Origin of the sequence: Burkholderia sp. Bp8994, from assembly GCF_003853805.1 — a bacterium.
In the GTDB taxonomy this organism is placed as follows: domain Bacteria; phylum Pseudomonadota; class Gammaproteobacteria; order Burkholderiales; family Burkholderiaceae; genus Burkholderia.
This window is the reverse complement of record NZ_QTQH01000017.1, coordinates 35,944-58,744: the sequence shown is the minus strand read 5'-3', so window position 1 is coordinate 58,744 and position 22,801 is coordinate 35,944. Positions and strand designations below refer to the sequence as shown.

Here is a 22,801-nt window from a genome sequence, read left to right as displayed (position 1 = left end):
TCCGTTTCGCGTGGTGCCAAGCGCGGGGTGGCGCGGGCTGCTAAAATCCGGCGCCTGTCCATGTTGTGCCGACGGTAGCCATTAGAATCTTCCCGCATCCCGTCCGGGCATCGCGCGAGGATGTGCCACGCGATGCCGGGCATGGCCGCTTTCGGGGAAATGGGCCGTGCCTCCCCATTACACAGACGCTGCTGGAACAAGGAGTCGGGTCGTGCCCGCGTTCGTTGCTGTCGGAATACCCAATCACGTTCAACCCGGTTCGATCGGTCGGCAGGGCGCCCGCGTCGCCGGAGGGCGTCGCGCATGACGCCGACCGTCACGCTGCTCGACTGGCTCCTGACCGTGTTCACGCTGGCTGCGGCCGGCTATGCGTTCGTCGCGGCGTTCGCGCCGCGCCCGCGCACGCCGCGCACCGCCGCACGCGACGGTTTCGAGCCCGTCAGCGTGCTCAAGCCGCTGTGCGGCGCCGAGCCGCACCTGTACGAGAACCTCGCGACGTTCTGCGAACAGCGCCACCCGCGCCATGAAGTGCTGTTCGGGGTCGCGTCGGCCTCCGATCCGGCGGTCGCCGTGGTCGAGCGGCTGCGCGCCGATTATCCGGAATGCGACATCACGCTCGTGATCGACGCGCGCGTGCACGGCAAGAACCTGAAGGTCAGCAACCTGATCAATCTCGCCGAACGCGCGAAGTACGGCCGCATCGTGATCGCGGACAGCGACATCGCGGTGAAGCCGGACTATCTGGAGCGCGTGACGGCGCCGCTCGCCGACGCGTCGGTCGGGGTCGTCACGTGCCTGTATCATGCGCGCAGCGTCGGCGGGTTCTGGACGCGGATCGGCGCGCAGTTCGTCGATGCGTGGTTCGCGCCGTCGGTACGGATCACGCACCTCGGCCGCTCGAGCCGCTTCGGTTTCGGCGCGACGCTCGCGCTCACGCGCGACACGCTCGAGCGGATCGGCGGTTTTCTCGCGTTGAAGGACGAGCTGGCCGACGACTTCTGGCTGGCCGAGCTGCCGCGCCGCCTCGGGCGGCGCACCGTGCTGTCCGAGGTCGAGGTCGCGACCGACGTGATCGAGCCGTCGTTCGGGCCGCTCTGGCACCGCGAGACGCGCTGGCTGCGCACGATCCGTTCGCTGAACCCGGCCGGCTTCGCGTTCCTGTTCATCACGTTTACCGCGCCGTGGCTCGCGATCGGCGCGGCGCTCGCGCTGCGTCTCGACGGCACCATCGCCGGCACGCTGGCGGGTGGCGCGGCCGTGGTGGGCGCGTTCGGGCGGCTGGTGCTGCACGCGCGCGGCGAGGACGGCTGGCGCGCGTTCTGGCGCGACCTGCCGCTCGTCGCGGTGCGCGACACGCTGCTCGCGCTCGAATGGCTCGCGGCCGTGTTCGGCACGCACGTCGTGTGGCGCGGCGCGCGGATGACGGTCGTCGGCGGCGAACGCGCGACGGTGATCGTGGAGGGCGGGGACGGCCGCTGACGTACGTTCCCCGAAGGGAACCGGCGATGCGCCCGGTCCCGATCGAATCCGGCCCGAAGGCCGAGACGCGTTGCGCGGCCACGTCGCGCGACGCGACATGACAGAGAGGCGGGCGCCGGCAGGGCGGCCCGCGGTTGATTGACTGAATCGTTGAAACGAATCGAACTATGCAGGCTACCGGAGCATTCATGAAAACGCTGTTCTTGCAGGCCCCTTCGTATGACGGCTTCGACGGCGGAGCCGGCTCGCGCTATCAGGCGAAGCGCGAAATCCGTTCCTTCTGGTACCCGACGTGGCTCGCGCAGCCGGCCGCGCTCGTGCCGGGCAGCCGCGTCGTCGACGCGCCGGCCGACGGCCTGTCGGTCGAGGAAACGCTGAAGATCGCCAACGACTACGATCTCGTGATCATCCACACGAGCACGCCGTCGTTCCCGACCGACGCGATGTTCGCGCAGGATCTGAAGAAGATGAAGCCGTCGATGCTGGTCGGCATGGTGGGCGCGAAGGTGATGGTCGATCCGCACAACTCGCTCACGGCGAGCGACGCGATCGACTTCGTGTGCCGCGAGGAATTCGACTACACCTGCAAGGAAATCGCCGAAGGCAAGCCGTTCCCCGAGATCAAGGGCTTGAGCTGGCGCGCGAAGGACGGCTCGATCGAGCACAACGAAGCGCGTCCGATCCTCGAGAACATGGACGAACTGCCGTTCGTCGCGCCCGTCTACAAGCGCGACCTGAAGATCGACAACTACTTCATCGGCTACCTGAACTACCCGTACGTGTCGATCTACACGGGCCGCGGCTGCAAGTCGCGCTGCACGTTCTGCCTGTGGCCGCAGACGGTCAGCGGCCACCGCTACCGCACGCGCTCGGTCGAGAACGTGCTCGCGGAAGCGAAGTGGATCCGCGACAACATGCCGGAAGTGAAGGAGCTGATGTTCGACGACGACACCTTCACCGACGACCTGCCGCGCGCCGAAGCGATCGCCATCGGCCTGGGCAAGCTCGGCATGACGTGGTCGTGCAACGCGAAGGCGAACGTGCCGTACAAGTCGCTGAAGATCATGAAGGAAAACGGCCTGCGCCTGCTGCTGGTCGGCTTCGAATCCGGCGACGACCAGATCCTCGTGAACATCAAGAAGGGCGTGCGCACCGATTTCGCGCGCCGCTTCAGCGCGGACTGCAAGAAGCTCGGGATCAAGATCCACGGCACCTTCATCCTCGGCCTGCCGGGCGAGACGCAGGACACCATCAAGAAGACGATCGAGTACGCGAAGGAAATCAATCCGCACACGATCCAGGTGTCGCTCGCCGCGCCGTATCCGGGCACGACGCTTTACAAGCAGGCCGTCGAGAACGGCTGGATGGAAGAGAACAAGACCATCAACCTGGTCAGCAAGGAAGGCGTGCAGCTCGCGGCGATCGGCTATCCGCACCTGTCGCGCGACGAGATCTATCACCATCTCGAGCAGTTCTATCGCCAGTTCTACTTCCGCCCGTCGAAGATCTGGGAGATCGTCCGCGAGATGCTGACGAGCTGGGACATGATGAAGCGTCGCTTGCGCGAAGGCGTCGAGTTCTTCCGCTTCCTGCGCGCGCACGAGGCCTGATTCGTGGCGACGCAGCGGGCGGCGCGGGCGCTGATCTTCACCGCGGACGACTTCGGGCTGCATCCGCGCGTCAACGCGGCGGTCGAGCGCGCGCATCGCGACGGCGTGCTGAACGCCGCGAGCCTGATGGTCGGTGCGCCCGCGGCGCAGGACGCGATCGAACGCGCGCGGCGCCTGCCGTCGCTCGCGGTCGGCCTGCATCTCGTCCTCGCGGACGGGCCGGCCACGCTGCCCGCGCATGACATTCCCGCGCTCGTCGGCCGCGACGGGCGCTTCGGCGATGCGATGGCGAAGGACGGCTGCCGCTTCTTCTTCCTGCCGCACGTGCGTGCGCAGCTGCGCCGCGAGATCCGCGCGCAGTTCGACGCGTTCGCGGCGAGCGGCCTGCCGCTCGACCACGTGAACGCGCACAAGCATTTCCACCTGCATCCGACCGTGCTGTCGATGATCATCGAGATCGGCCGCGACTACGGGCTGCGTGCGGTGCGGCTGCCGTACGAAACGCGCGCGCCCGCGCTGCTCAAGCCGTGGATCGCGCTGGTGCGCGCGCGGCTCGACCGTGCGGGGCTCGCGCACAACGACTACGTGGTCGGCATCGAGCATACGGGCGCGATGGACGAGCGCGTGCTGCTCGACGCGCTCGCGGCGCTGCCGCCCGGGGTCGGCGAGATCTACTGTCATCCGGCGGAAGCCGGGGACGGCCCGATCACGCCGACGATGGCCGCTTACCGGCCGGTCGACGAACTGGATGCGCTGCTGTCGCCGCGCGTCGCGGCCGCGCTGAAGGCCGCGGGCGTCGCGACCGGCGGTTTTGCCGACGTGTTCGGCCAGCCGGCGGCGCGGCGCGGCACGCACGCGTCGCGCGAAGCGGGGGCGCAGCCGTCATGACCAAGTGGATCAAATGGCTCGGCTGGCCGATCGGCATCGGGATCCTGCTCGCGCTCGGGCTGCACGAAGGCATCGGCGACGTGACGCGGATGCTCGAGCGCGCCGGCTTCGCGCTGCTGTGGCTCGTGCCGTTCCATGCGCTGCCGCTGCTGCTCGACGCGTATGCGTGGCACCAGCTGCTCGACCGGCGCGCGTCGCTGTCGTTCCTGTGGTGGGTCGCGACCGTGCGTGAAGCGGTGAACCGGCTGCTGCCGGTCGTCGGGATCGGCGGCGAGCTGGTCGGGATCCGGATGGCGCGCTGGCAGGTGCCCGACGCGAGCCGCGTGACCGCGTCGGTGATCGTCGAGGTGCTGGTGACGATCGTCGTCCAGTATGCGTTCGCGGCGCTCGGCCTCGTGCTGCTGCTCGCGACGACGCACGACATGGGCGGCGGCACGATCGGCCTCGCGCTGCTGCTGACCCTGCCGCTGCCGGTGCTCGGCGTCGTGCTGATGCGGCGCGGCGGGATCTTCCATGCGATCGAGCGGTTCGCGGGGCGTCTGCTCGGCGATTCGCACCGGTTGCTGCAGGGCGTCGACGGCCGCCGCCTCGACGGCGACATCGACGCGCTGATGTCGCGCACGCCGCTGCTGTTCAGTGCGTTCTTCTGGCAGCTGTCCGGCTACGTGCTCGGCGCGCTCGAAATCTACTGGGCGCTCGCGCTGCTCGGTCATCCGGTCTCGATCGGCGGCGCGATCGCGATCGAGGCGATGACGCAGGCCGTGCGGCATGCGGCGTTCATGGTGCCGGGCGGTCTCGGCGTGCAGGAGGCGACCGTCGTGCTGCTCGCGCAGATGTTCGGCGTCGATCGCGAGACGGCGCTGTCGCTCGCGCTGGTCAAGCGCGGCCGCGAGGTGCTGTTCGGCTGTCTCGCGCTCGGGTCGTGGCAACTGGCCGAGCTGGTGCGCACGCGCCACCGGATCAAGGCGGTGCCGGCCGGGCCGCGCACCCCGCAAGCGGGCCGCGAGGCCCAGGTGCAAACCGAAACGACGCATTGATCACGAGACGGGCCGCGCGGTCCGTCTCGCGCTTTTGGCGTTGCGCGGGTATCCTTGCCGCGTGTTTTCTCGACGCGCATTTCTTCCGATGATCTTCCGTTTCCGGCTGCTTCCCGTCACGATGCTGGCCGCCGCGCTGGCGCTGACCGGCTGCGACGACAAGCAAGGCAATCTCGACGTGCAACGTATCAGGGACTTCTTCAACGCGATCAAGCCGGCGCCGCTGCTGCTCAAGGGGCTGAAGGCCGGCGTCTCGACCGAAGCCGACGTGCGCGCCACGATGGGCAAGCCCGAGACCGAGCGCGCGTTCACCGACGGCTCGAAGCGCCTCGAATACCCGCGCGGCCCGATGGGCAACCAGACCTGGTTCGTCGACCTCGACCCGGGCGGGTATTACACGGGCGCGACGCAGGTGCTGACCGCCGAGAACTTCGCGAAGGTGCGCCCGGGGATGACCGAGGACGAGGTGCGCCGCCTGCTCGGCAAGCCGGGCGACGTCGCGCAGTATCCGCTGAAGCCCGAGACCGTATGGAGCTGGCGCTGGCTCGAGGACGGCGTCAACACCGACGCGTTCTTCAACGTCCATTTCGGCCCGGACGGGCTTGTCTATACGACTTCGCGCTCCGACATCCTGAAAGGGCGCTGAACCCGCGTCCGGCGCTATATCGAAAAAGCGACCGGAAAATTGCAAAAAGTCCGCTTCCCTGCGTGTCATCCGACTGTCAGGAAGCGGCTTTTTTCCTTTTGAAACAGCGCGATAGGCCGTGCCTGCAAATGGTAGGGTGAATTGCTGCGACGCAGCAATCGCGCGCACGGTGATTTGAGGCAAACAATTTCGCTTGCGACTATCCGCGTCAGCCCGGCGCCGGACAGTGAGCGCGCCGGTGTTCACATCAACACTGGAGACGCGCGTGTTCCTTTACGGCTTTGGTCCTGTCCTCTGGGCCGGCACCGTGCAGACCATCGAGCTGTCGGTGCTGTCGCTCGCCGCTGCGGTGGCGCTGGGGCTGATCGGCGCGGTGGCGAAGCTGTCGCACAACCGGGTGCTGCGAGCGGTCGCGACCGGTTATACGACGCTGATCCGCTCGGTGCCCGATCTCGTCCTGATGCTGCTGTTGTTCTACAGCATCCAGATCTGGCTGAACCAGTTCACCGACCTCGTCGGCTGGGACCAGATCGACATCGACCCGTTCGTCGCCGGCGTGCTGACGCTCGGCTTCATCTACGGCGCGTACTTCACCGAGACGTTCCGCGGTGCGTTCCTGTCGGTGCCGCGCGGCCAGCTCGAGGCCGGCTCGGCGTACGGGATGAGCGGGCTGCGCGTGTTCGTGCGGATCATGTTTCCGCAGATGATGCGCTTCGCGCTGCCTGGCATCGGCAACAACTGGCAGGTGCTCGTGAAGGCGACCGCGCTGGTGTCGATCATCGGTCTCGCGGACGTCGTGAAGGCGGCGCAGGACGCCGGCAAGAGCACGTTCAACATGTTCTTCTTCATCCTCGTTGCGGCGCTGATCTACCTCGCGATCACGACCGTTTCCAACCTCGTGCTGATCCAGCTCGAGAAACGTTATTCCACGGGCGTGCGCCACGCAGAACTATGATCGAGATCCTCCAGGAATTCGGCCAGGCGTTCCTTTACTGGGACGGCCAGCGCCTCTCCGGCCTTGCGGTGACGCTGTGGCTGCTCGTCGCGTCGATTTCGCTCGGCTTCGTGTGCGCGGTGCCGCTCGCGGTCGCACGCGTGTCGAAGAAGAAGTGGCTGTCGATGCCGGTGCGGTTCTACACGTACGTGTTCCGCGGCACGCCGCTCTACGTGCAGCTGCTGTTGCTGTACACGGGCATGTACAGCCTCGAGTTCGTGCGCTCGCACTCGCTGCTCGACGCGTTCTTCCGCAGCGGCTTCAACTGCGCGATCCTCGCGTTCGCGCTGAACACCTGCGCGTACACGACCGAGATCTTCGCGGGTGCGATTCGTGCGATTCCGCACGGCGAGGTCGAGGCGGCGCGTGCGTACGGGATGTCGCCGTTCACGATGTACCGCCGGGTGATCCTGCCGTCGGCGCTGCGCCGTGCGCTGCCGCTGTACAGCAACGAGGTGATCCTGATGCTGCACGCGACCACCGTTGCGTTCACGGCGACCGTGCCCGACATCCTGAAGGTCGCGCGTGACGCCAATTCCGCGACCTACATGGCGTTCCAGTCGTTCGGGATCGCCGCACTGATCTATCTTGCGGTATCGTTCGCACTCGTCGCGGCATTTCGCCGGGCGGAGCGCCACTGGCTCGCGTATCTCGCGGCCGGCCGTCATTGATTTCATTCGAGGAGAGCCAGATGGCCGAGATCACTCAAACGAGCGCGTCCGCTTCCACCAAGCTTGCCGCGGTCGACATTCACAAGCGCTATGGCGACAACGAGGTGCTCAAGGGCGTGTCGCTGAACGCGAAGGCCGGCGACGTCATCAGCATCATCGGCGCCAGCGGTTCCGGCAAGAGCACGTTCCTGCGCTGCATCAATTTTCTCGAGCGGCCGAATGCGGGGCAGATCGTCGTCGACGGCGAGGCCGTGCGCACCAGGACCGACCGCGCCGGTGCGCTCGAGGTGGCCGATCACAAGCAGCTGCAGCGCATCCGCACCAAGCTCGCGATGGTGTTCCAGCACTTCAATCTGTGGGCGCACATGAACGTGCTCGAGAACGTGATGGAAGCGCCGGTGCACGTGCTCGGCATTGCGAAGAAGGAAGCCGAGGAGCGTGCGCGCGAGTACCTGGAGAAGGTCGGTTTGCCGCCGCGCGTCGAGAAGCAGTATCCGTCGCATTTGTCGGGTGGCCAGCAGCAGCGTGTCGCGATCGCGCGGGCGCTGGCGATGCATCCGGACGTGATGCTGTTCGACGAGCCGACGTCGGCGCTCGACCCGGAACTGGTCGGCGAAGTGCTGAAGGTGATGCAGAAGCTGGCCGAGGAAGGCCGCACGATGATCGTCGTCACGCACGAGATGGGTTTCGCGCGCAACGTGTCGAATCACGTGATGTTCCTGCATCAGGGGCGGACCGAGGAAGAGGGTGATCCGAAGGAGGTGCTGGTGCGTCCGCAGAGCGAGCGTCTGAAGCAGTTCCTGTCGGGTAGCCTCAAGTAACGCGAAGGGCGTTTCATACGTGGTACCGGTGTCTCGTCCCGCAGGCGCCACCCGCACGACGCAGGTGGCGATCGTTGCATTGCCGCCCGTGTCGATGTCGGGTGTGGGTCCGATCGTCGATGCGTTGCATCTCGCGAACGAGATCGACGGGCGCTTGCTGTATCGCTGGCAGGTGTGTTCGTGGGACGGGCGGCCGGTGCCGCTCGCCGGCGGCGCGCAGTGGCATGCCGATGCGGCGTTCAACGATGCGATCGCGTGCGACTGGCTGATCGTCGTGTCGGAGCGGTTTCAGCAGTTTGCCGACTATCGGTTGTTTCTTGCGAGTCTCGCGCGGGTGGGGCAGCGCACGCCGGTCGTCACGGGGATTCACCACGGCGTGTGGTGGCTCGCGATGGCCGGGCAGCTTTCCGGATATCGCGTGAGCGTGAACTGGGAGACGTATCAGCAGTTTGCCGAACAGTTCGAGCGCTCGATCGTCACGCAGCAGATCTTCGAGATCGATCGCGATCGGGCGACCTGTGCGGGCGGGCAGGCGACCGTCGATTTCATGCTGGCCATGATCGGCCGGGAACACGGGGCGGACCTGGGTGAGCGCATTGCCGACGCGCTCGGGGCCGGCACGCTGCGCAGCGGCGAGGAGCGGCAGCGGATTCCTTTTGTGACCGCGCCCGGTGAGCGGCATCCTCGGCTGAACGATGCGTTGCTTTTGATGGAAGCCAATGTCGAGGATCCTTTGACGACCGATGAGATCGCCGGGCTCGTCGGCGTGTCGCGGCGGCAGCTGGAGCGGCTCTTCCGGCAGTATCTCGGGGCGATGCCCTCCAAGTATTACCTCAATCTCCGGTTGCTCAAGGCTCGCACGCAGTTGCAGCGGACCAGCAAGTCGGTCGTTCAGGTGAGCCTCGCCTGTGGGTTTTCTTCTGCTGCGCACTTTTCTAATGCGTACCGCGAAAGGTTTGGGGTCACGCCTCGGGAGGATCGGAGAGCCTGGCTCGAGAAGCAGACCGGCGGTGGGGGGGAGCCTCGCGGGGGCGCGCTTGTTGAGCGGGGGGCTAAGGATTGATTCTGTTTTTTTGATGGTGCGCTTGCGTTTGACGTGAAGCACCTGCGATCGTGTCGGTCTATTAGCGTCGCCCCTGCGCGGGGCGGCGGTTACTTTTCTTTGTCTTGCCAAAGAAAAGTAACCAAAAGAAAGGCGCCCGGATAACGCATGACTTCCCGGTGCCGTAGTCCACCAAGTGGCCCTCGCCTAAGTGTCCGCGCCAGTCGGGAACCCGGAGTGGTTCGAGCAATGGTTCCGACACCACTCACCACCCCGCGGAGTGGTATACCGCCCGCTAGCTCCGCCCTCGCTTCGCTCGGTCGACAGGTCCACACGTCCCGCTTCGCAAAGCTGTCGGTCGATTGATTTGCACAATTGCGGCAAGCGACGCATGAATTGAATAAATTGAAATCGTCGTTGTGGTACAGCGGCCCCTCACTGATTTGGGGAACTGATCAGTGGGTGTCCATGCGTGGCGCGGGCGCATGAATGCGGCCGAAGAACCTTGCAGCCGAGCATAGCGAGGATGGAGCTAGCGGGCGGTATACCGCTCCGTTGCGTAGGGAGTGGTGTCAGAACCATTGCTCGAACCACTCCGGGTTCCCGACTGGCGCGGACACTTAGGCGAGGGCCACTTGGTGGACTACGGCACCGGGAAGTCATGCGTTATCCGGGCGCCTTTCTTTTGGTTACTTTTCTTTGGCAAGACAAAGAAAAGTAACCGCCGCCCCGCGCAGGGGCGACGCTAATAGACCGACACGATCGCAGGTGCTTCACGCCAAACGGCGAGCGCACCGCCAAAAAACCGCGAAACAGCAACCAAGCACAAAACGCCACGCCCCCCGCCGGGGAGAGGCAAAATAAAGCGCCCTATCCGCTTCCGATAGAACCCGTCGCAATTCCGCAAGACGCTTGCGTCACCCTTACCTAAACTTGATCCTGTTGAACCCTCTTACGAAACCGAAAGGAACGACCATGACGACCTCGACCGTGACCCGCCAGACATTCGACGAAGTGATGGTGCCGGTATTCTCCCCCGCGCCGTTCGTGCCGGACCGTGCAGAGGGCTCGCGCGTGTGGGACACGGCCGGCCGCGAATACGTGGATTTCGCCTGCGGCATCGCCGTCACGTCGCTCGGCCACGGCCACCCGGAACTGCTGAAGGTCCTGGACGAACAAGGCCGCAAGCTCTGGCACATCGGCAACGGCTACACGAACGAGCCGGTGCTGCGCCTCGCGAAGCGCCTCGAAGCGCTGACCTTCGCCGACCGCGCATTCTTCGCGAACTCGGGCGCGGAAGCGAACGAAGCCGCGCTGAAACTCGCGCGCCGCGTCGCATTCGACCGCCACGGCGCCGACAAGTACGAAATCGTGTCGTTCGTCCAGTCGTTCCACGGCCGCACGTTCTTCACGGTCAGCGTCGGCGGCCAGCCGAAATACTCGGAAGGCTTCGGCCCGGTGCCGGAAGGCATCAAGCACCTGCCGTTCAACGACATCGAAGCGGCCAAGGCCGCGATCGGCCCGCAAACCTGCGCGGTGATCGTCGAGCCGGTGCAGGGCGAAGGCGGCGTGATCCCGGCCGATCCGGCCTTCCTGAAGGCACTGCGCGAAGCGTGCGACGCCAACGACGCAGTGCTGATCTTCGACGAAGTGCAGACGGGCGTTGGCCGCACGGGCCAGTTCTACGCATACATGGACACGGGCGTCACGCCGGACATCCTCACGACCGCGAAGGCACTCGGCAACGGTTTCCCGATCGGCGCGATGCTGACGACGAACGAACTGGCCGCCCACTTCAAGGTCGGCGTGCACGGCACGACGTACGGCGGCAACCCGCTCGCGTCGGCGATCGCGGACAAGGTCGTCGAGCTGATCGGCGACCCGGCGCTGCTCGAAGGCGTGCGCGAACGCAGCGTGCGCCTGAAGGGCGCGCTGGAACGCATCAACGCACGCTTCGGCATCTTCAAGGACATCCGCGGCAAGGGCCTCCTGGTCGGCGCGGAACTCACCGCCGCATTCGACGGCCGCGCGAAGGACTTCGTCACCGCCGCCGCCGAGAACGGCCTGATCATGCTGATCGCGGGCCCGAACGTGCTGCGCTTCGTGCCGTCGCTCGTGATCCCGTTCGACCTGCTCGACGAAGGCGTGAAGCGCTTCGAGAAGGCAGTCGAGCAGGTGCTCGCGGCCCAGGAAGCCACCGCGCGCTGAGCGGCGCGCCCATCGCAGACAGGAACGACGATGCTATTTGTTCGCCCCGGCAAACTCACGGATCTCGATGCGCTCGCGCACATGGCGCGCACCGCGCAGCCGGTCCTGCACTCGCTGCCGCACGATCGCGCGGCGCTCGAAGCGCGCGTGGCGCTCTCCGAGGATTCGTTTCGCGCGGACGTCGACTTCGCCGGCGAGGAGTTCTATCTCTTCGTGCTCGAGGATTCGTCGACGGGCAAGCTGCTCGGCACGGCGAGCATCGTGGCCGCGGCCGGCTACTCGGAACCGTTCTACGCATTCCGCAACGATGCACTGATCCACGCGTCGCGCGAGCTGCACGTGAACCGCAAGATCCACGCGCTCACGATGTCGCACGAGCTGACCGGCAAGAGCCGGCTGGCGGGCTTCTACGTCGATCCGTCGCTGCGCGGCGACGCGGCCGCGCACCTGATCTCGCGTGCGCGGATGATGTACATCGCCGCGAACCGCCGCCGCTTCACGCCGGAAGTGTTCACGCTGCTGCTCGGCGTGAGCGACAGCACGGGCGCATCGCCGTTCTGGGAAGCGGTGGGCCGCAAGTTCTTCGGCCGCAACTTCACCGACGTCGACATCGCGTCGGGCGGCCGCAGCCGCACGTTCATCGCGGAAGTGATGCCGGCGTATCCGCTCTACGTGCCGCTGCTGCCGGAAGCCGCGCAGCGCGTGCTCGGCGAGCCGAACGAAACGGCGCTGCTCGCGTACGACATCCATCTCGAGGAAGGCTTCGAGCCGGACCGCTTCGTCGACATCTTCGACGCGGGCCCCGTGCTGACCGCGCAGGTCGACCGCACCGCATGCGTGAAGCACGGCGCGGAGCGCACGGTGCGCGAAGCCGCGCATCAGCAGGGCGACGTCGCGTACATAGTGTCGACCGGCAGCGGCGAATCGTTCCGCTGCGTGCTGGCCGACCTGCCGGGCGATACGGCCGACGCGCCGCTCGCCGGCGACGTGCGCGCGGCGCTCGATGTGAAGGATGGTGATGTCGTGCGCTGCGTGCCGCTGCACCGCCGCGACGATGAAGACATGAAGGGAGACGCAGCATGATCGTCGTTCGGGTCGTACAAACGGGCGACGTCGACGCGCTCGTGTCGCTCGCTAAGGAAACCGGGCCGGGCCTGACCACGTTCAAGCCCGATCGCGACGCGCTCGCCGCGCGCATCGAACGCACGCGCCGCACGCTCGACGGCGAGGCCGCGCCGGGCGAGGCCGGCTACTTCTTCGTGATGGAAGAATCGAAGACGGGCGACATCGCGGGCGTGTGCGGGATCGAGACGCAGGTCGGCCTCGAACAGCCGTTCTACAACTATCGCGTGAGCACGGTCGTGCACGCGAGCCAGGAGCTCGGTGTGTGGACGCGGATGTCCGCGCTCAACATCTCGCACGACCTGACGGGCTACGCGGAAGTGTGCTCGCTGTTCCTGAGCCCGCGTTACCGCACGGGCGGCGTCGGCGGCCTGCTGTCGCGCTCGCGCTTCATGTTCATCGCGCAGTTCCGCGAACGCTTCCCGGAACGCATCTGCGCGGAACTGCGCGGCCACTTCGACGAGGACGGAACGTCGCCGTTCTGGCGCGCGGTCGGTTCGCACTTCTACCAGATCGATTTCAACGCGGCCGACTACCTCAGCTCGCACGGCCGCAAGTCGTTCCTCGCGGAACTGATGCCGCGCTATCCGGTGTACGTCGACCTGCTGCCGCAGGACGCGCAGGACGCGGTCGGCCTCACGCACCGCGACACGCTGCCGGCCCGCAAGATGCTCGAGGCCGAAGGGCTGCGCTACCAGAACCACGTCGACATCTTCGACGCGGGCCCGGTGCTCGAATGCCACATCAACGACCTGCGCACGGTGCGCGAGAGCGTCGTCGTGCCGGTCGCGATCGGCGTGCCCGACGTGCGGGAAGATATGCCGAAGTCGCTCGTATCGAACACGTCGCTCGGCGATTTCCGCGTCGGCGTCGCGCCGGGCGTGGTCGTGAACGGGTCATTCGTGCTGTCGGCCGACGATGCCGCCGCGCTCGACGTGAAGGCCGGCGATCCGGTCCGCGTGCTGCCGCTCAAAGTCAAACAGGGATAAACGAATCATGACGGAACTCTTCATCGACGGCGCCTGGGTCGCAGGCTCGGGCCCCGTCTTCGCTTCGCGCAACCCGGGCACGGACGCGATCGCATGGCAGGGCGAAAGCGCGTCGGCGGCCGACGTCGACCGCGCGGTCGCGAGCGCGCGCCGCGCGTTCGCCGGCTGGTCGGCGCTCGACTTCGAAGCGCGCTGCGAAATCGTCAAGCGCTTCGCCGCGCTGCTCACCGAACGCAAGGAAGCGATCGCGACCGCGATCGGTCGCGAGACCGGCAAGCCGCTGTGGGAAGCCCGCACCGAAGTCGCGGCGATGGCCGCGAAGGTCGGCATCTCGATCCAGGCCTACCAGGAACGCACCGGCGAGAAGCGCCAGGACATGGCCGACGGCGTCGCGGTGCTGCGCCATCGCCCGCACGGCGTCGTCGCGGTGTTCGGTCCGTACAACTTTCCCGGCCATTTGCCGAACGGTCATATCGTGCCGGCGCTGATCGCGGGCAACGCGGTCGTGTTCAAGCCGTCGGAGCTCGCCCCGGGCGTCGCGCGCGCGACGGTCGAGGTGTGGCAGGAAGCCGGTCTGCCGGCCGGCGTGCTGAACCTCGTGCAGGGCGAGAAGGACACGGGCATCGCGCTCGCGAATCACCGGCAGATCGACGGGCTGTTCTTCACCGGCAGCTCTGATACCGGCACGCTGCTGCACAAGCAGTTCGGCGGCCGTCCGGAAATCGTGCTCGCGCTCGAGATGGGCGGCAACAACCCGCTCGTGATCGGCGAAGTCGAGGACGTCGACGCGGCCGTGCATCACACGATCCAGTCGGCGTTCCTGTCTGCCGGCCAGCGCTGCACGTGCGCACGCCGCATCTTCGTGCCGCACGGCGCGTTCGGCGACCGCTTCCTCGCACGCTTCGCCGACGTCACGTCGAAGATCACGGCCGACGTGTTCGACGCCGATCCGCAGCCGTTCATGGGCGCGGTGATCTCGGCACGCGCGGCCGCCAAGCTCGTCGACGCGCAGTCGCGCCTGATCGAGCAGGGTGCGCAGCCGATCATCGCGATGACGCAGCGCGATCCGCGCTTGGGCTTCGTGAACGCGTCGATCATCGACGTGACCGGCGTGGCGAACCTGCCCGACGAAGAGCACTTCGGCCCGCTCGCGCAGATCGTCCGCTACGCGACGTTCGACGAAGCGATCGAGCGCGCGAACGACACGGCGTTCGGCCTGTCGGCCGGCCTGCTCGCCGACGACGCCAACGCATGGGACCACTTCCGCCGCACGATTCGTGCGGGGATCGTCAACTGGAACCGCCCGACCAACGGCGCATCGTCGGCCGCGCCGTTCGGCGGCACGGGCCGCTCGGGCAACCATCGGCCGAGCGCGTACTACGCGGCCGACTATTGCGCGTATCCGATGGCGTCGGTGGAAAGCACCCAACTGACCTTGCCCGCGAGCCTGTCGCCGGGCCTGCATTTCTGATCGAGGGAACGACGATGAACGCACAAGAAGCCAATTTCGACGGACTCGTCGGCCCGACCCACAACTACGCCGGGCTGTCGTTCGGCAACGTGGCGTCGCTCAACAACGAGAAGTCGGCCGCGAATCCGAAGGCCGCCGCGAAGCAGGGGCTGCGCAAGATGAAGCAGCTCGCGGACCTCGGCTTCGCGCAAGGCGTGCTGCCGCCGCAGGAGCGTCCGTCGCTGCGCCTGCTGCGCGAGCTCGGCTTCTCCGGCAAGGATGCGGACGTGATCGCGAAGGCCGCGAAGCAGGCACCGGAGCTGCTCGCCGCGGCGAGCTCGGCGTCGGCGATGTGGACCGCGAATGCGGCGACCGTCAGCCCGTCGGCCGACACGAGCGACGGCCGCGTGCACTTCACGCCGGCCAACCTGTGCAGCAAGCTGCATCGCGCGATCGAGCACGAAGCGACGCGCCGCACGCTGTCGACGCTGTTCGCCGATCCCGCGCACTTCGCGGTGCACGAGGCGCTGACGGGCACGCCGGCACTCGGCGACGAGGGCGCGGCCAACCACACGCGCTTTTGCGCCGAATACGGCCTGCCGGGCGTCGAGTTCTTCGTGTACGGCCGCGCGGAATACCGCCGCGGCGTGGAGCCGAAGCGCTTCCCGGCGCGCCAGACCTTCGAGGCGAGCCGCGCGGTTGCGCATCGCCACGGTCTCGCCGAAACGGCGACGGTCTATGCGCAGCAGGATCCGGACGTGATCGATGCAGGCGTGTTCCACAACGACGTGATCTCGGTCGGCAACCGCGACACGCTGTTCACGCACGAGCGCGCGTTCGTCAACAAGCAGGCGATCTACGACACGCTGACGGCCGCGCTCGACGCGCGCGGCGCGCGGCTGAACGTGATCGAGGTGCCCGATGCGGCCGTGAGCGTGAACGATGCGGTCACGTCGTACCTGTTCAACAGCCAGCTGCTGTCGCGCGCGGACGGCTCGCAGGTGCTCGTCGTGCCGCAGGAATGCCGCGAGAACGCGAACGTTGCCGCCTATCTCGACCAGCTCGCGGCCGGCAACGGCCCGATCCGCGACGTGCTCGTGTTCGACCTGCGCGAAAGCATGAAGAACGGCGGCGGCCCGGCTTGCCTGCGCCTGCGCGTCGTGCTGAACGACGCCGAGCGTGCGGCCGTCACGTCGAACGTGTGGATCAACGACACGCTGTTCGCGTCGCTCGACGCGTGGATCGAAAAGCACTACCGCGACCGTCTCGCACCGGAAGACCTCGCCGATCCGACGCTGCTCGACGAATCGCGCACGGCGCTCGACGAGCTCACGCAGATCCTGCGCGTCGGGTCGCTGTATGACTTCCAGCGCTGAGTCCCGCGTGCCGGCCGCCGTGCTGCTCGACGACTTCCTCGCGTTCACGCTCGCGGGCGACGCGCCGGCCGTGAAGGTCGGCGCGTGCGCGAACGGCGCGGTGCGCTGGCATTGGCTCGGCGACGGGCTGCTCGCGCTCGAGCCGGCAGCGAATGAAGCGGGCGCTGCGGCGCGTGCGAGCGTGCTGGTGTCGGCCGGCGTGCATGGCGACGAGACCGCGCCGATCGAGCTGCTGTCGATGCTCGTGCGCGATCTCGCGGCGGGCACGTTGCCGCTCGCGTGCCGCCTGCTCGTCGTGCTCGGCAACGTGCCGGCGATGCGCGCGGGCGCACGCTATCTCGACGACGACCTGAACCGCCTGTTCAGCGGCCGTCACGCACAAGTGCCCGCGAGCCGCGAAGCGCCGCGCGCGGTGCAGCTCGAAGCGGCGGCCGCCGCGTTCTTCGCGGACGCGCCGGCCGGCAGCGCGCGCTGGCACGTCGACATGCACACGGCGATCCGCGCATCGGTGTTCGAACAGTTCGCGCTGCTGCCCCACACGGGCACGCCGCCGGCCCGCAAGATGGTCGAATGGCTCGGCGATGCGCGCATCGCGGCCGTGCTGCTGCATACCGCGAAGGGCAACACGTATTCGCATTACACGGCCGAGCACTGCGGCGCGCTCGCGTGCACGCTCGAACTCGGCAAGGTGCGGCCGTTCGGCCAGAACGACCTGTCGCGCTTCGCGCCGGCGGACCGTGCGGTGCGCAAGCTCGTGTCCGGTGCGCCGCGCGACGTCGACGCCGCGTTGCCGCGCGTGTTCACCGTGATCGACCAGATCACGAAGCAGAGCGATGCGCTCGAGCTGTTCGTCGCGGCCGACGTCGCGAATTTCACCGCGTTCGCGCGCGGCACGGTACTCGCGCAGGACGGCGACTACCGCTACACGGTGCAGCACGACGAGGAGCGCATCGTGTTTCCGAATCCGGCCGTGAAGCCGGGCCTGCGCGCGGGGCTGCTGGTGGTCGATACGACGCGCGAGACGCTGGCCGCACTCGTCTGATCCAAGGCCGGTGGCGCGTGGCTGCGGGGGCCGCGGCACGCGCATCGTCCGGCCGCATTTCCTTTTTTGCGATCGACGCCCGCATGCCGCGCGGATGGCCCGTGCGTCGCGCTTGCGTATTTGCGACATCGTCTTGCAAGTTCGACGGCGCATCCTGCCGTCATCGTGCACGCAGCGCAGCATCGCGGGCCGGCGGCCGCTTTGCCGTGCCGGGCCCCGCGGATTGGTACAATCGCGGCCTTGCGGCTGTTGCGCCGCATCAAGGCGCGGCATCGGCATTGGCGTCGTCATCCGACCCTGCGATGATGCATGCGCCCGTAGTTCCGGAACATTCGAGTATCGAGGAGAACACCTGATGAAGTTGGATTGGCGTAAAGTGGCCGCGCACGCGGTAGTGGCGGCATCGGCCGTGGCGGCAGGCAGCGCGATGGCAGCGGATCTGAAGGAGATCCGGTTCGGCGTCGAGGCCTCGTACGCGCCGTTCGAATACAAGACGCCCGACGGCAAGCTGACCGGCTTCGACATCGACATCGGCAACGCGGTGTGCGCGAAGCTGAAGACGAAGTGCGTGTGGGTCGAGAACGACTTCGACGGCCTGATCCCCGCGCTGCAGGCGCGCAAGTTCGACGCGATCAACTCGGACATGACGATCACCGACCAGCGCAAGCACGCGATCGCGTTCACCGATTCGATCTACACGATCCCGAACCAGCTGATCGCGAAGCAGGGCAGCGGCCTGCAGCCGACCCCGCAAGCACTGAAGGGCAAGCGCGTCGGCGTGCTGCAGGGCACGATCCAGGAAGCGTACGCGAAGAAGAAGTGGGCGCCGGCCGGCGTCGAAGTCGTGCCGTACCAGACGCAGGACCTCGCCTACGCCGACCTGAAGTCGGGCCGTCTCGACGCGGCGTTCCAGGATTCGGAGGCGGGCTCGAAGGGCTTCCTGTCGAAGCCGCAAGGCCAGGGCTTCGGCTTCGCCGGCGGCACGGTCAGCGATGCCGAGATCCTCGGTTCGGGCGTCGGCTTCGGTCTGCGCAAGAACGACGCGGCGCTGAAGACCGCGCTCGATCAGGCGCTGAAGGAACTGAAGGCCGACGGCACGATCGACAACCTCGCGAAGAAGTACTTCAGCGTGCCGGTCACGCTCAAGTAAGCATTTCGATCCGTCGTACCTGCAGCCGGCCGCTTTTGCGGCCGGTTTGCTTTTGGGGCGCCGCCCGCATCACGCCGATTACGCGGGAAAGAACCGCCCCAGTTCGCGCGCGAGTTCGTTGAGCACGCTCATCTCCTGCTGCGTGATCTTGCGCGCCGGCTGCGCGCCGGCCCAGTCGCCGTACAGCAGGCCGACCGTTTTCGCGCCGACGCGCACCGGCAGAAGCACGAACGCGCGCGTGTCCGGAAGCGCGTCGAGATACCACGCGGGCAGGCGCTTCACCATCTTCGGGTCCTGCGCCTGCTCGATGAAGATGCCGACCGAGTTCGTGATCGCGAGATGGAATACGTCCGGCTCGAAGCGCTCGTCGAAGCACAGCCGGTCGAGCGCCGCATCGACGCCCGGGCCGAAGCCGAGACGCGCGGCGAACGCGCCGTCTTCCCGGCGCACGAACATCACGGTGCGCGTGAACGCGAGGCCCGCGAGCAGGCTTTCCGACGCGAGCGCGAGCACCGGCGTCAGCACGTGCTCGGACGGCAGCGCGCGCAGGTCCGCGAGACCGGCCTCGAGGCATGCCTCGGGATCGGGCTGCGCCCGCGCGATCGCGTCGGCGTTCGCGCGCAACTCGACGATCTCGCGCATCACGGTGTCGCTCGCTTCCTCGGATGCGAGCCGGTCGGCGATCGCCACCAGCGCGTCGGCGTCGATGTCCAGCTCCTGGCTGTAGTGCTGCGCGAGCACCGCGATGTGCGCGTCGCGCTGCGGCCCCGCGGGCATCGCGAGCGCACCGGCGACATCGGTCGAGCAGCGGCTCACCGCGCGCAGCCAGCGTACGCGGCCGGGGCTGTCGTCGGCGCACGCGTCGCGGGAGCGCTGGCGATCGGCGTCGTCATCGTCCTCGTCGAGGCTCGCGGCATGCGCGGTACTGCCGTCGCCGTCGGCCATCCCGGCGCGGATCACGTCGGGCAGCCGCCAGTTCGCGGCGGCCTCGATACCGATCTCGTCGAAGCCGACGCCGAGCACGTCGATGCACGCGGCCGCATCGTCGCCGTCCAGCTCGGCGGCGCGACGGCGGATCCGGTCCCATTCGCTGTCGAGGTAGCAGACCACCAGCAGCTTGCCGACCTGGCGCATCAGCGTGCAGACGACGGCTTCCTCGCCGCCGCGCAGCTCCGCATGCTCGGTGAGCTTGCGCGCGACGCAGCCGGACAGCAGCGCGCGGTTCAGCTCGAGCTTCGCGTCGATGCGGCGCGGCGTGCTGTGGTGGAAGTGGTCCACGAGCTTCAGCCCGACGACCAGATGGCCGACCGTGTCCATGCCGAGCACCATCAGCGCCCGCGTGACGGTCGTGATGTTGCCGCCGAACGCCATGTACATCGCGGAATTGGCGAGCCGCAGGACTTTCTGCGTGAGCGCGAAATCCGACAGCACGACGCGCACGAGCGCGGTGAAGTCGAGGTCGTCGTTCTTCATCGCGGCCATCGTCGCGCGCAGCGACTCCGACAGCAGCGGGAAGTCGCCCCGTTCGTTCATCCGGGCCCACAGCTTGTCGAGCAGCGCCGTGCGGGGCAGGTGTGCGGTGATTGACATACGGATCTATCCGGTTCGCCGCGCGCGTCAGGCGGCGTGCAGGCGCAGCTGCTGCGCCTCGAAGCGCCGTGCGAGTTCCTCGGACGGCAGCGCCTGGCACACGAGCCAGCCCTGGATGTGGTTGCAGCCCATCTCGGTCAGCAGTTCGCGCTGTGCCTCGGTCTCGACGCCTTCCGCGACGAGTTCGAGATCGAGCGTCTGCGCGAGGCCGACCACCGCCGACACGATCGCGCGGTCGTTGCGCGACGTCAGCAGGTTCTCGACGAAGCTGCGGTCGATCTTCAGCTTCGCGAGCGGGAAGCGCTGCAGGTAGGCGAGGCTCGAATAGCCGGTGCCGAAATCGTCGATCGCGAAGCGGATGCCGAGCTCGGTCAGCTCCTCGAGCAGCCCCTTTGCCTGCACGGGGTCGTGCATCAGCAGGCTTTCGGTGATTTCCAGCACGATGCGGCGCGGATCGATGCCCGTCAGCGCGATCGCCTCGCGCACGCTCTGCGTGAAGCGCGGGTCGCGGAACTGCTGCGGCGACACGTTGACCGCCACGTACTGCAGCGCGAGCCCCTGGCGATCCCAGGCGACGAGCTGCATGCACGCGGCCTTGAGCACCCAGTTGCCGAGATAGTTGATCAGGCCGATCGATTCGGCGAGCGGAATGAAGGTCGCCGGCGGCACGAGGCCGTGCACCGGATGACGCCAGCGGATCAGCGCCTCGACGCCGTCCACCGCCCCCGACTGGCTGCGCGTGATCGGCTGGAAGTGGAGCGAGAACTCGCCGTTGCGCACGCCGTCGTACAGGTCGGCTTCGAGCTTGAGCCGCTCGGCGTCGGCCGGATCGTCGACCGGCGCGTGAAACGCGAGCGCGTTGCCGCCCGAGGCCTTCGCCTGCGCGAGGGCGTGGTCGGCGCGGCGCAGCAGCGGGCTGTGGTGCTGCGCGCGATGGGGCGCAGCCCGTTCGTCCGGGTACACGGCGATGCCGATGCTCGCGGACAGGTGGACGGTCTGCCCCTGGTACGCGTAAGGTTCGCGCACCGCGGCCTGCAGGCGGCGCGCGAGCGCGTCCGCGGCATTGCTCGCGTGTGCGCGGTCCGGTGCGGTGAGCACGACCGCGAACTTGTCGCTCGCGACACGCGCGAGCTGCTCGCCGGGCGCGACGAGCGCCTGCAGCCGCTGCGCGGTGTCGCGCAACAGCGTGTCGCCGGCGTCGTAGCCGAGCGCACGGTTGATGCGCTGGTAGTCGTCGAGGTCGAGCAGCAGCAGGGCGGCACAGGTGCCGCTTTCGTCGGCGGCCTGCTGGGCGCGCATCAGCGCCGGCACGAGTGCGGACAGGTTGCCGAGCCCCGTCATCGGGTCGTGGTGCATCTCGTACGTCAGGCGGGCCTCGAGCGCACGCCAGGCCGACACGTCGAACGCCGCGATCGCGAAGCCGTCGACGCCGTGGTGGCGGCTCTTGAACGCGCGGACCTCGACGTCGAGCGGATAGGTGAGCGACTTGACGATGCACATCGTCGCCTTCTCGACCTGGCCGGAGCGCGCGGCGCGTGCAAGCAGGCCTTCGAGCGTCGCGGTATCCTGTTCCGCGATCAGGTCGCGCAGCGTCAGCGTGTGCAGGTAGTCGCGGTGATAGCCGATGAAGCGCAGGCTCGCATCGGACACGTACAGGAAACGCAGCTCGCGGTCGACATGGGCGAGGAAGTCCACCGTGCCGACCGTCTGTTCCAGCCAGTTGCGCACGGTGTCGTCGCGGCGCGGCGCGCCGGCGCGCGCAGGCATCAGCGCGCCGCCCGACCAGGCGAAGCGGCGCAGCGTATGCAAGGCATTGCGCCAGGAGCCCTTGCGTGGCGTCTGTTTCCTGTTGGCTTCCATGTGTCTCGCTGACGTGAAGGGCTGGAACTGGTTGTCCGGAAGAAATAACGGCAGGCTGCGCAAAATCTTTAACCGGCCGGCCGCGGCTGGCACGGCCGCTGGACCGGGTCGCGCACATCGGCGTTCGACAGGCGAACGCCGATACGGCCTACATCGAGGCTGACTTTATAAGAAATGAGGACGCAGATGAAGCGAAAACTATGGGTGGGCGCCGCGGCGGCGCTGCTGGTGGCCGGCCATGCGCGGGTCGCGCAGGCGGAACTGAAGCCGGGCGCCGCGGCGCCCCCTTTCACGACGCAGGCGTCGCTGGGCGGCAAGACTTACACGTACTCGCTGGCCGATGCGCTGAAGCACGGGCCGGTCGTGCTGTACTTCTACCCGGCCGCGTTCACGAAGGGCTGCACCATCGAGGCGCATGCGTTCGCGGATGCGGTCGATCGTTACAAGGCTTACGGCGCGACGGTGATCGGCGTATCCGCGGACAACATCGACACGCTGACGAAGTTCTCGGTGAGCGAGTGCCGCAGCAAGTTCCCGGTCGCGGCCGATCCGGACGCGAAGATCATCCGCGAATACGACGCGAAGCTGCCCGCGCTCGATCGCGCGAACCGCGTGTCCTACGTGATTTCGCCGGAAGGGAAGGTGTTGTACCAATATACGAGCCTGTCGCCCGACAAGCATGTCGAGAACACGCTCGGCGCGGTGAAGGCGTGGGCCGACGCGCATCCGAAGCCGTAAGCAGCCATCCGCAGGCGGTCAGCCCGCCGTAAAGCGGCCCGCTTCGCGGGCCGCAGGCGCGATGACACGCGGCCGCCCCGTGGCGGCG

The 22,801-nt window shown here is 67.5% G+C and carries 19 protein-coding genes; 17 read left to right on the top strand and 2 right to left on the bottom strand.

Features of this window, described 5'->3' with window-relative positions; all coding sequences use genetic code 11:
- Positions 1-303 precede the first annotated feature (303 nt).
- From hpnI to DIE04_RS19540, 16 genes are all read left to right on the top strand, one after another.
- Complete coding sequence (gene hpnI / locus DIE04_RS19625; RefSeq protein ID WP_124521343.1) at positions 304-1,479, top strand: bacteriohopanetetrol glucosamine biosynthesis glycosyltransferase HpnI; 1,176 nt, start codon at positions 304-306, stop codon at positions 1,477-1,479.
- A 167-nt stretch (positions 1,480-1,646) separates the two neighbouring features.
- A complete protein-coding gene (gene hpnJ / locus DIE04_RS19620; protein WP_308234889.1) occupies positions 1,647-3,089 on the top strand; it encodes a hopanoid biosynthesis associated radical SAM protein HpnJ in 1,443 nt (480 codons plus the stop codon).
- A 3-nt stretch (positions 3,090-3,092) separates the two neighbouring features.
- A complete protein-coding gene (hpnK, locus tag DIE04_RS19615; protein WP_124487405.1) occupies positions 3,093-3,977 on the top strand; it encodes a hopanoid biosynthesis-associated protein HpnK in 885 nt (294 codons plus the stop codon).
- Positions 3,974-5,014, top strand: a complete 1,041-nt coding sequence (locus DIE04_RS19610) for an HpnL family protein (RefSeq protein ID WP_124521341.1) — start codon at positions 3,974-3,976, stop codon at positions 5,012-5,014. The genes hpnK and DIE04_RS19610 overlap by 4 nt, the downstream gene beginning before the upstream one ends.
- Before the next feature lie 88 nt (positions 5,015-5,102).
- Positions 5,103-5,660, top strand: coding sequence for a lipoprotein (locus DIE04_RS19605; protein WP_044849120.1), 558 nt, complete (start codon positions 5,103-5,105; stop codon positions 5,658-5,660).
- A 265-nt stretch (positions 5,661-5,925) separates the two neighbouring features.
- The gene (locus DIE04_RS19600) at positions 5,926-6,615 is read left to right on the top strand and encodes an ABC transporter permease (RefSeq protein WP_044849121.1); all 690 of its coding nucleotides are present in this window, start codon (positions 5,926-5,928) and stop codon (positions 6,613-6,615) included.
- Positions 6,612-7,325, top strand: a complete 714-nt coding sequence (locus DIE04_RS19595) for an ABC transporter permease (RefSeq protein ID WP_044849122.1) — start codon at positions 6,612-6,614, stop codon at positions 7,323-7,325. Before DIE04_RS19600 ends, DIE04_RS19595 begins: the two co-directional genes overlap by 4 nt.
- A gap of 20 nt (positions 7,326-7,345) precedes the next feature.
- Complete coding sequence (locus DIE04_RS19590) at positions 7,346-8,146, top strand: ABC transporter ATP-binding protein (protein ID WP_124487404.1); 801 nt, start codon at positions 7,346-7,348, stop codon at positions 8,144-8,146.
- Positions 8,147-8,165: 19 nt separating this feature from the next.
- Complete coding sequence (locus tag DIE04_RS19585; RefSeq protein WP_124487403.1) at positions 8,166-9,209, top strand: GlxA family transcriptional regulator; 1,044 nt, start codon at positions 8,166-8,168, stop codon at positions 9,207-9,209.
- Positions 9,210-10,163: 954 nt separating this feature from the next.
- Complete coding sequence (locus DIE04_RS19575) at positions 10,164-11,396, top strand: aspartate aminotransferase family protein (protein ID WP_044849125.1); 1,233 nt, start codon at positions 10,164-10,166, stop codon at positions 11,394-11,396.
- A 30-nt stretch (positions 11,397-11,426) separates the two neighbouring features.
- Positions 11,427-12,479 carry an arginine/ornithine succinyltransferase subunit alpha gene (aruF, locus tag DIE04_RS19570; protein WP_124521339.1) on the top strand — a complete coding sequence of 351 codons (1,053 nt, stop codon included), beginning with the start codon at positions 11,427-11,429 and terminating at the stop codon, positions 12,477-12,479.
- Positions 12,476-13,507, top strand: coding sequence for an arginine N-succinyltransferase (astA, locus tag DIE04_RS19565; protein ID WP_124521337.1), 1,032 nt, complete (start codon positions 12,476-12,478; stop codon positions 13,505-13,507). Before aruF ends, astA begins: the two co-directional genes overlap by 4 nt.
- Before the next feature lie 7 nt (positions 13,508-13,514).
- Positions 13,515-14,978 (top strand): succinylglutamate-semialdehyde dehydrogenase, encoded by a 1,464-nt coding sequence (gene astD, locus DIE04_RS19560; protein ID WP_124521335.1) that lies wholly within the window; start codon positions 13,515-13,517, stop codon positions 14,976-14,978.
- A 14-nt stretch (positions 14,979-14,992) separates the two neighbouring features.
- Entirely contained in the window at positions 14,993-16,333 is a 1,341-nt protein-coding gene (astB, locus tag DIE04_RS19555; RefSeq protein WP_124487399.1) for an N-succinylarginine dihydrolase, read from the top strand.
- Positions 16,317-17,375, top strand: a complete 1,059-nt coding sequence (gene astE / locus DIE04_RS19550; RefSeq protein WP_124521333.1) for a succinylglutamate desuccinylase — start codon at positions 16,317-16,319, stop codon at positions 17,373-17,375. The genes astB and astE overlap by 17 nt, the downstream gene beginning before the upstream one ends.
- Positions 17,376-17,730: 355 nt before the next feature.
- Positions 17,731-18,525 (top strand): ABC transporter substrate-binding protein, encoded by a 795-nt coding sequence (locus DIE04_RS19540; RefSeq protein ID WP_124573255.1) that lies wholly within the window; start codon positions 17,731-17,733, stop codon positions 18,523-18,525.
- Between the two features lie 78 nt (positions 18,526-18,603).
- Here DIE04_RS19540 and DIE04_RS19535 read toward each other — a convergent pair whose 3' ends face one another.
- Together DIE04_RS19535 and cdpA are read right to left on the bottom strand one after the other, a co-directional pair.
- Positions 18,604-20,115 carry an HDOD domain-containing protein gene (locus DIE04_RS19535; RefSeq protein WP_124521331.1) on the bottom strand — a complete coding sequence of 504 codons (1,512 nt, stop codon included), beginning with the start codon at positions 20,113-20,115 and terminating at the stop codon, positions 18,604-18,606.
- Positions 20,116-20,142: 27 nt separating this feature from the next.
- Entirely contained in the window at positions 20,143-21,882 is a 1,740-nt protein-coding gene (gene cdpA, locus DIE04_RS19530; protein WP_193759872.1) for a cyclic di-GMP phosphodiesterase CdpA, read from the bottom strand.
- Positions 21,883-22,161: 279 nt separating this feature from the next.
- Between cdpA and DIE04_RS19525 the strand changes: the two genes are divergently transcribed.
- Positions 22,162-22,713 carry a peroxiredoxin gene (locus tag DIE04_RS19525; protein ID WP_124521329.1) on the top strand — a complete coding sequence of 184 codons (552 nt, stop codon included), beginning with the start codon at positions 22,162-22,164 and terminating at the stop codon, positions 22,711-22,713.
- Positions 22,714-22,801: the final 88 nt, after the last annotated feature.

Bases quoted from the DNA above. Each gene is read 5' to 3' on its own strand.
- DIE04_RS19535 (WP_124521331.1), bottom strand. From the start codon at position 20,115: ATGTCAATCACCGCACACCTGCCCCGCACGGCGCTGCTCGACAAGCTG.
- DIE04_RS19575 (WP_044849125.1), top strand. From the start codon at position 10,164: ATGACGACCTCGACCGTGACCCGCCAGACATTCGACGAAGTGATGGTG.
- aruF (WP_124521339.1), top strand. From the start codon at position 11,427: ATGCTATTTGTTCGCCCCGGCAAACTCACGGATCTCGATGCGCTCGCG.
- astD (WP_124521335.1), top strand. From the start codon at position 13,515: ATGACGGAACTCTTCATCGACGGCGCCTGGGTCGCAGGCTCGGGCCCC.
- cdpA (WP_193759872.1), bottom strand. From the start codon at position 21,882: ATGCCTGCGCGCGCCGGCGCGCCGCGCCGCGACGACACCGTGCGCAAC.
- DIE04_RS19540 (WP_124573255.1), top strand. From the start codon at position 17,731: ATGAAGTTGGATTGGCGTAAAGTGGCCGCGCACGCGGTAGTGGCGGCA.
- DIE04_RS19605 (WP_044849120.1), top strand. From the start codon at position 5,103: ATGATCTTCCGTTTCCGGCTGCTTCCCGTCACGATGCTGGCCGCCGCG.
- DIE04_RS19525 (WP_124521329.1), top strand. From the start codon at position 22,162: ATGAAGCGAAAACTATGGGTGGGCGCCGCGGCGGCGCTGCTGGTGGCC.
- hpnI (WP_124521343.1), top strand. From the start codon at position 304: ATGACGCCGACCGTCACGCTGCTCGACTGGCTCCTGACCGTGTTCACG.
- hpnJ (WP_308234889.1), top strand. From the start codon at position 1,647: ATGCAGGCTACCGGAGCATTCATGAAAACGCTGTTCTTGCAGGCCCCT.
- DIE04_RS19595 (WP_044849122.1), top strand. From the start codon at position 6,612: ATGATCGAGATCCTCCAGGAATTCGGCCAGGCGTTCCTTTACTGGGAC.
- DIE04_RS19610 (WP_124521341.1), top strand. From the start codon at position 3,974: ATGACCAAGTGGATCAAATGGCTCGGCTGGCCGATCGGCATCGGGATC.
- DIE04_RS19590 (WP_124487404.1), top strand. From the start codon at position 7,346: ATGGCCGAGATCACTCAAACGAGCGCGTCCGCTTCCACCAAGCTTGCC.
- astA (WP_124521337.1), top strand. From the start codon at position 12,476: ATGATCGTCGTTCGGGTCGTACAAACGGGCGACGTCGACGCGCTCGTG.
- astB (WP_124487399.1), top strand. From the start codon at position 14,993: ATGAACGCACAAGAAGCCAATTTCGACGGACTCGTCGGCCCGACCCAC.
- astE (WP_124521333.1), top strand. From the start codon at position 16,317: ATGACTTCCAGCGCTGAGTCCCGCGTGCCGGCCGCCGTGCTGCTCGAC.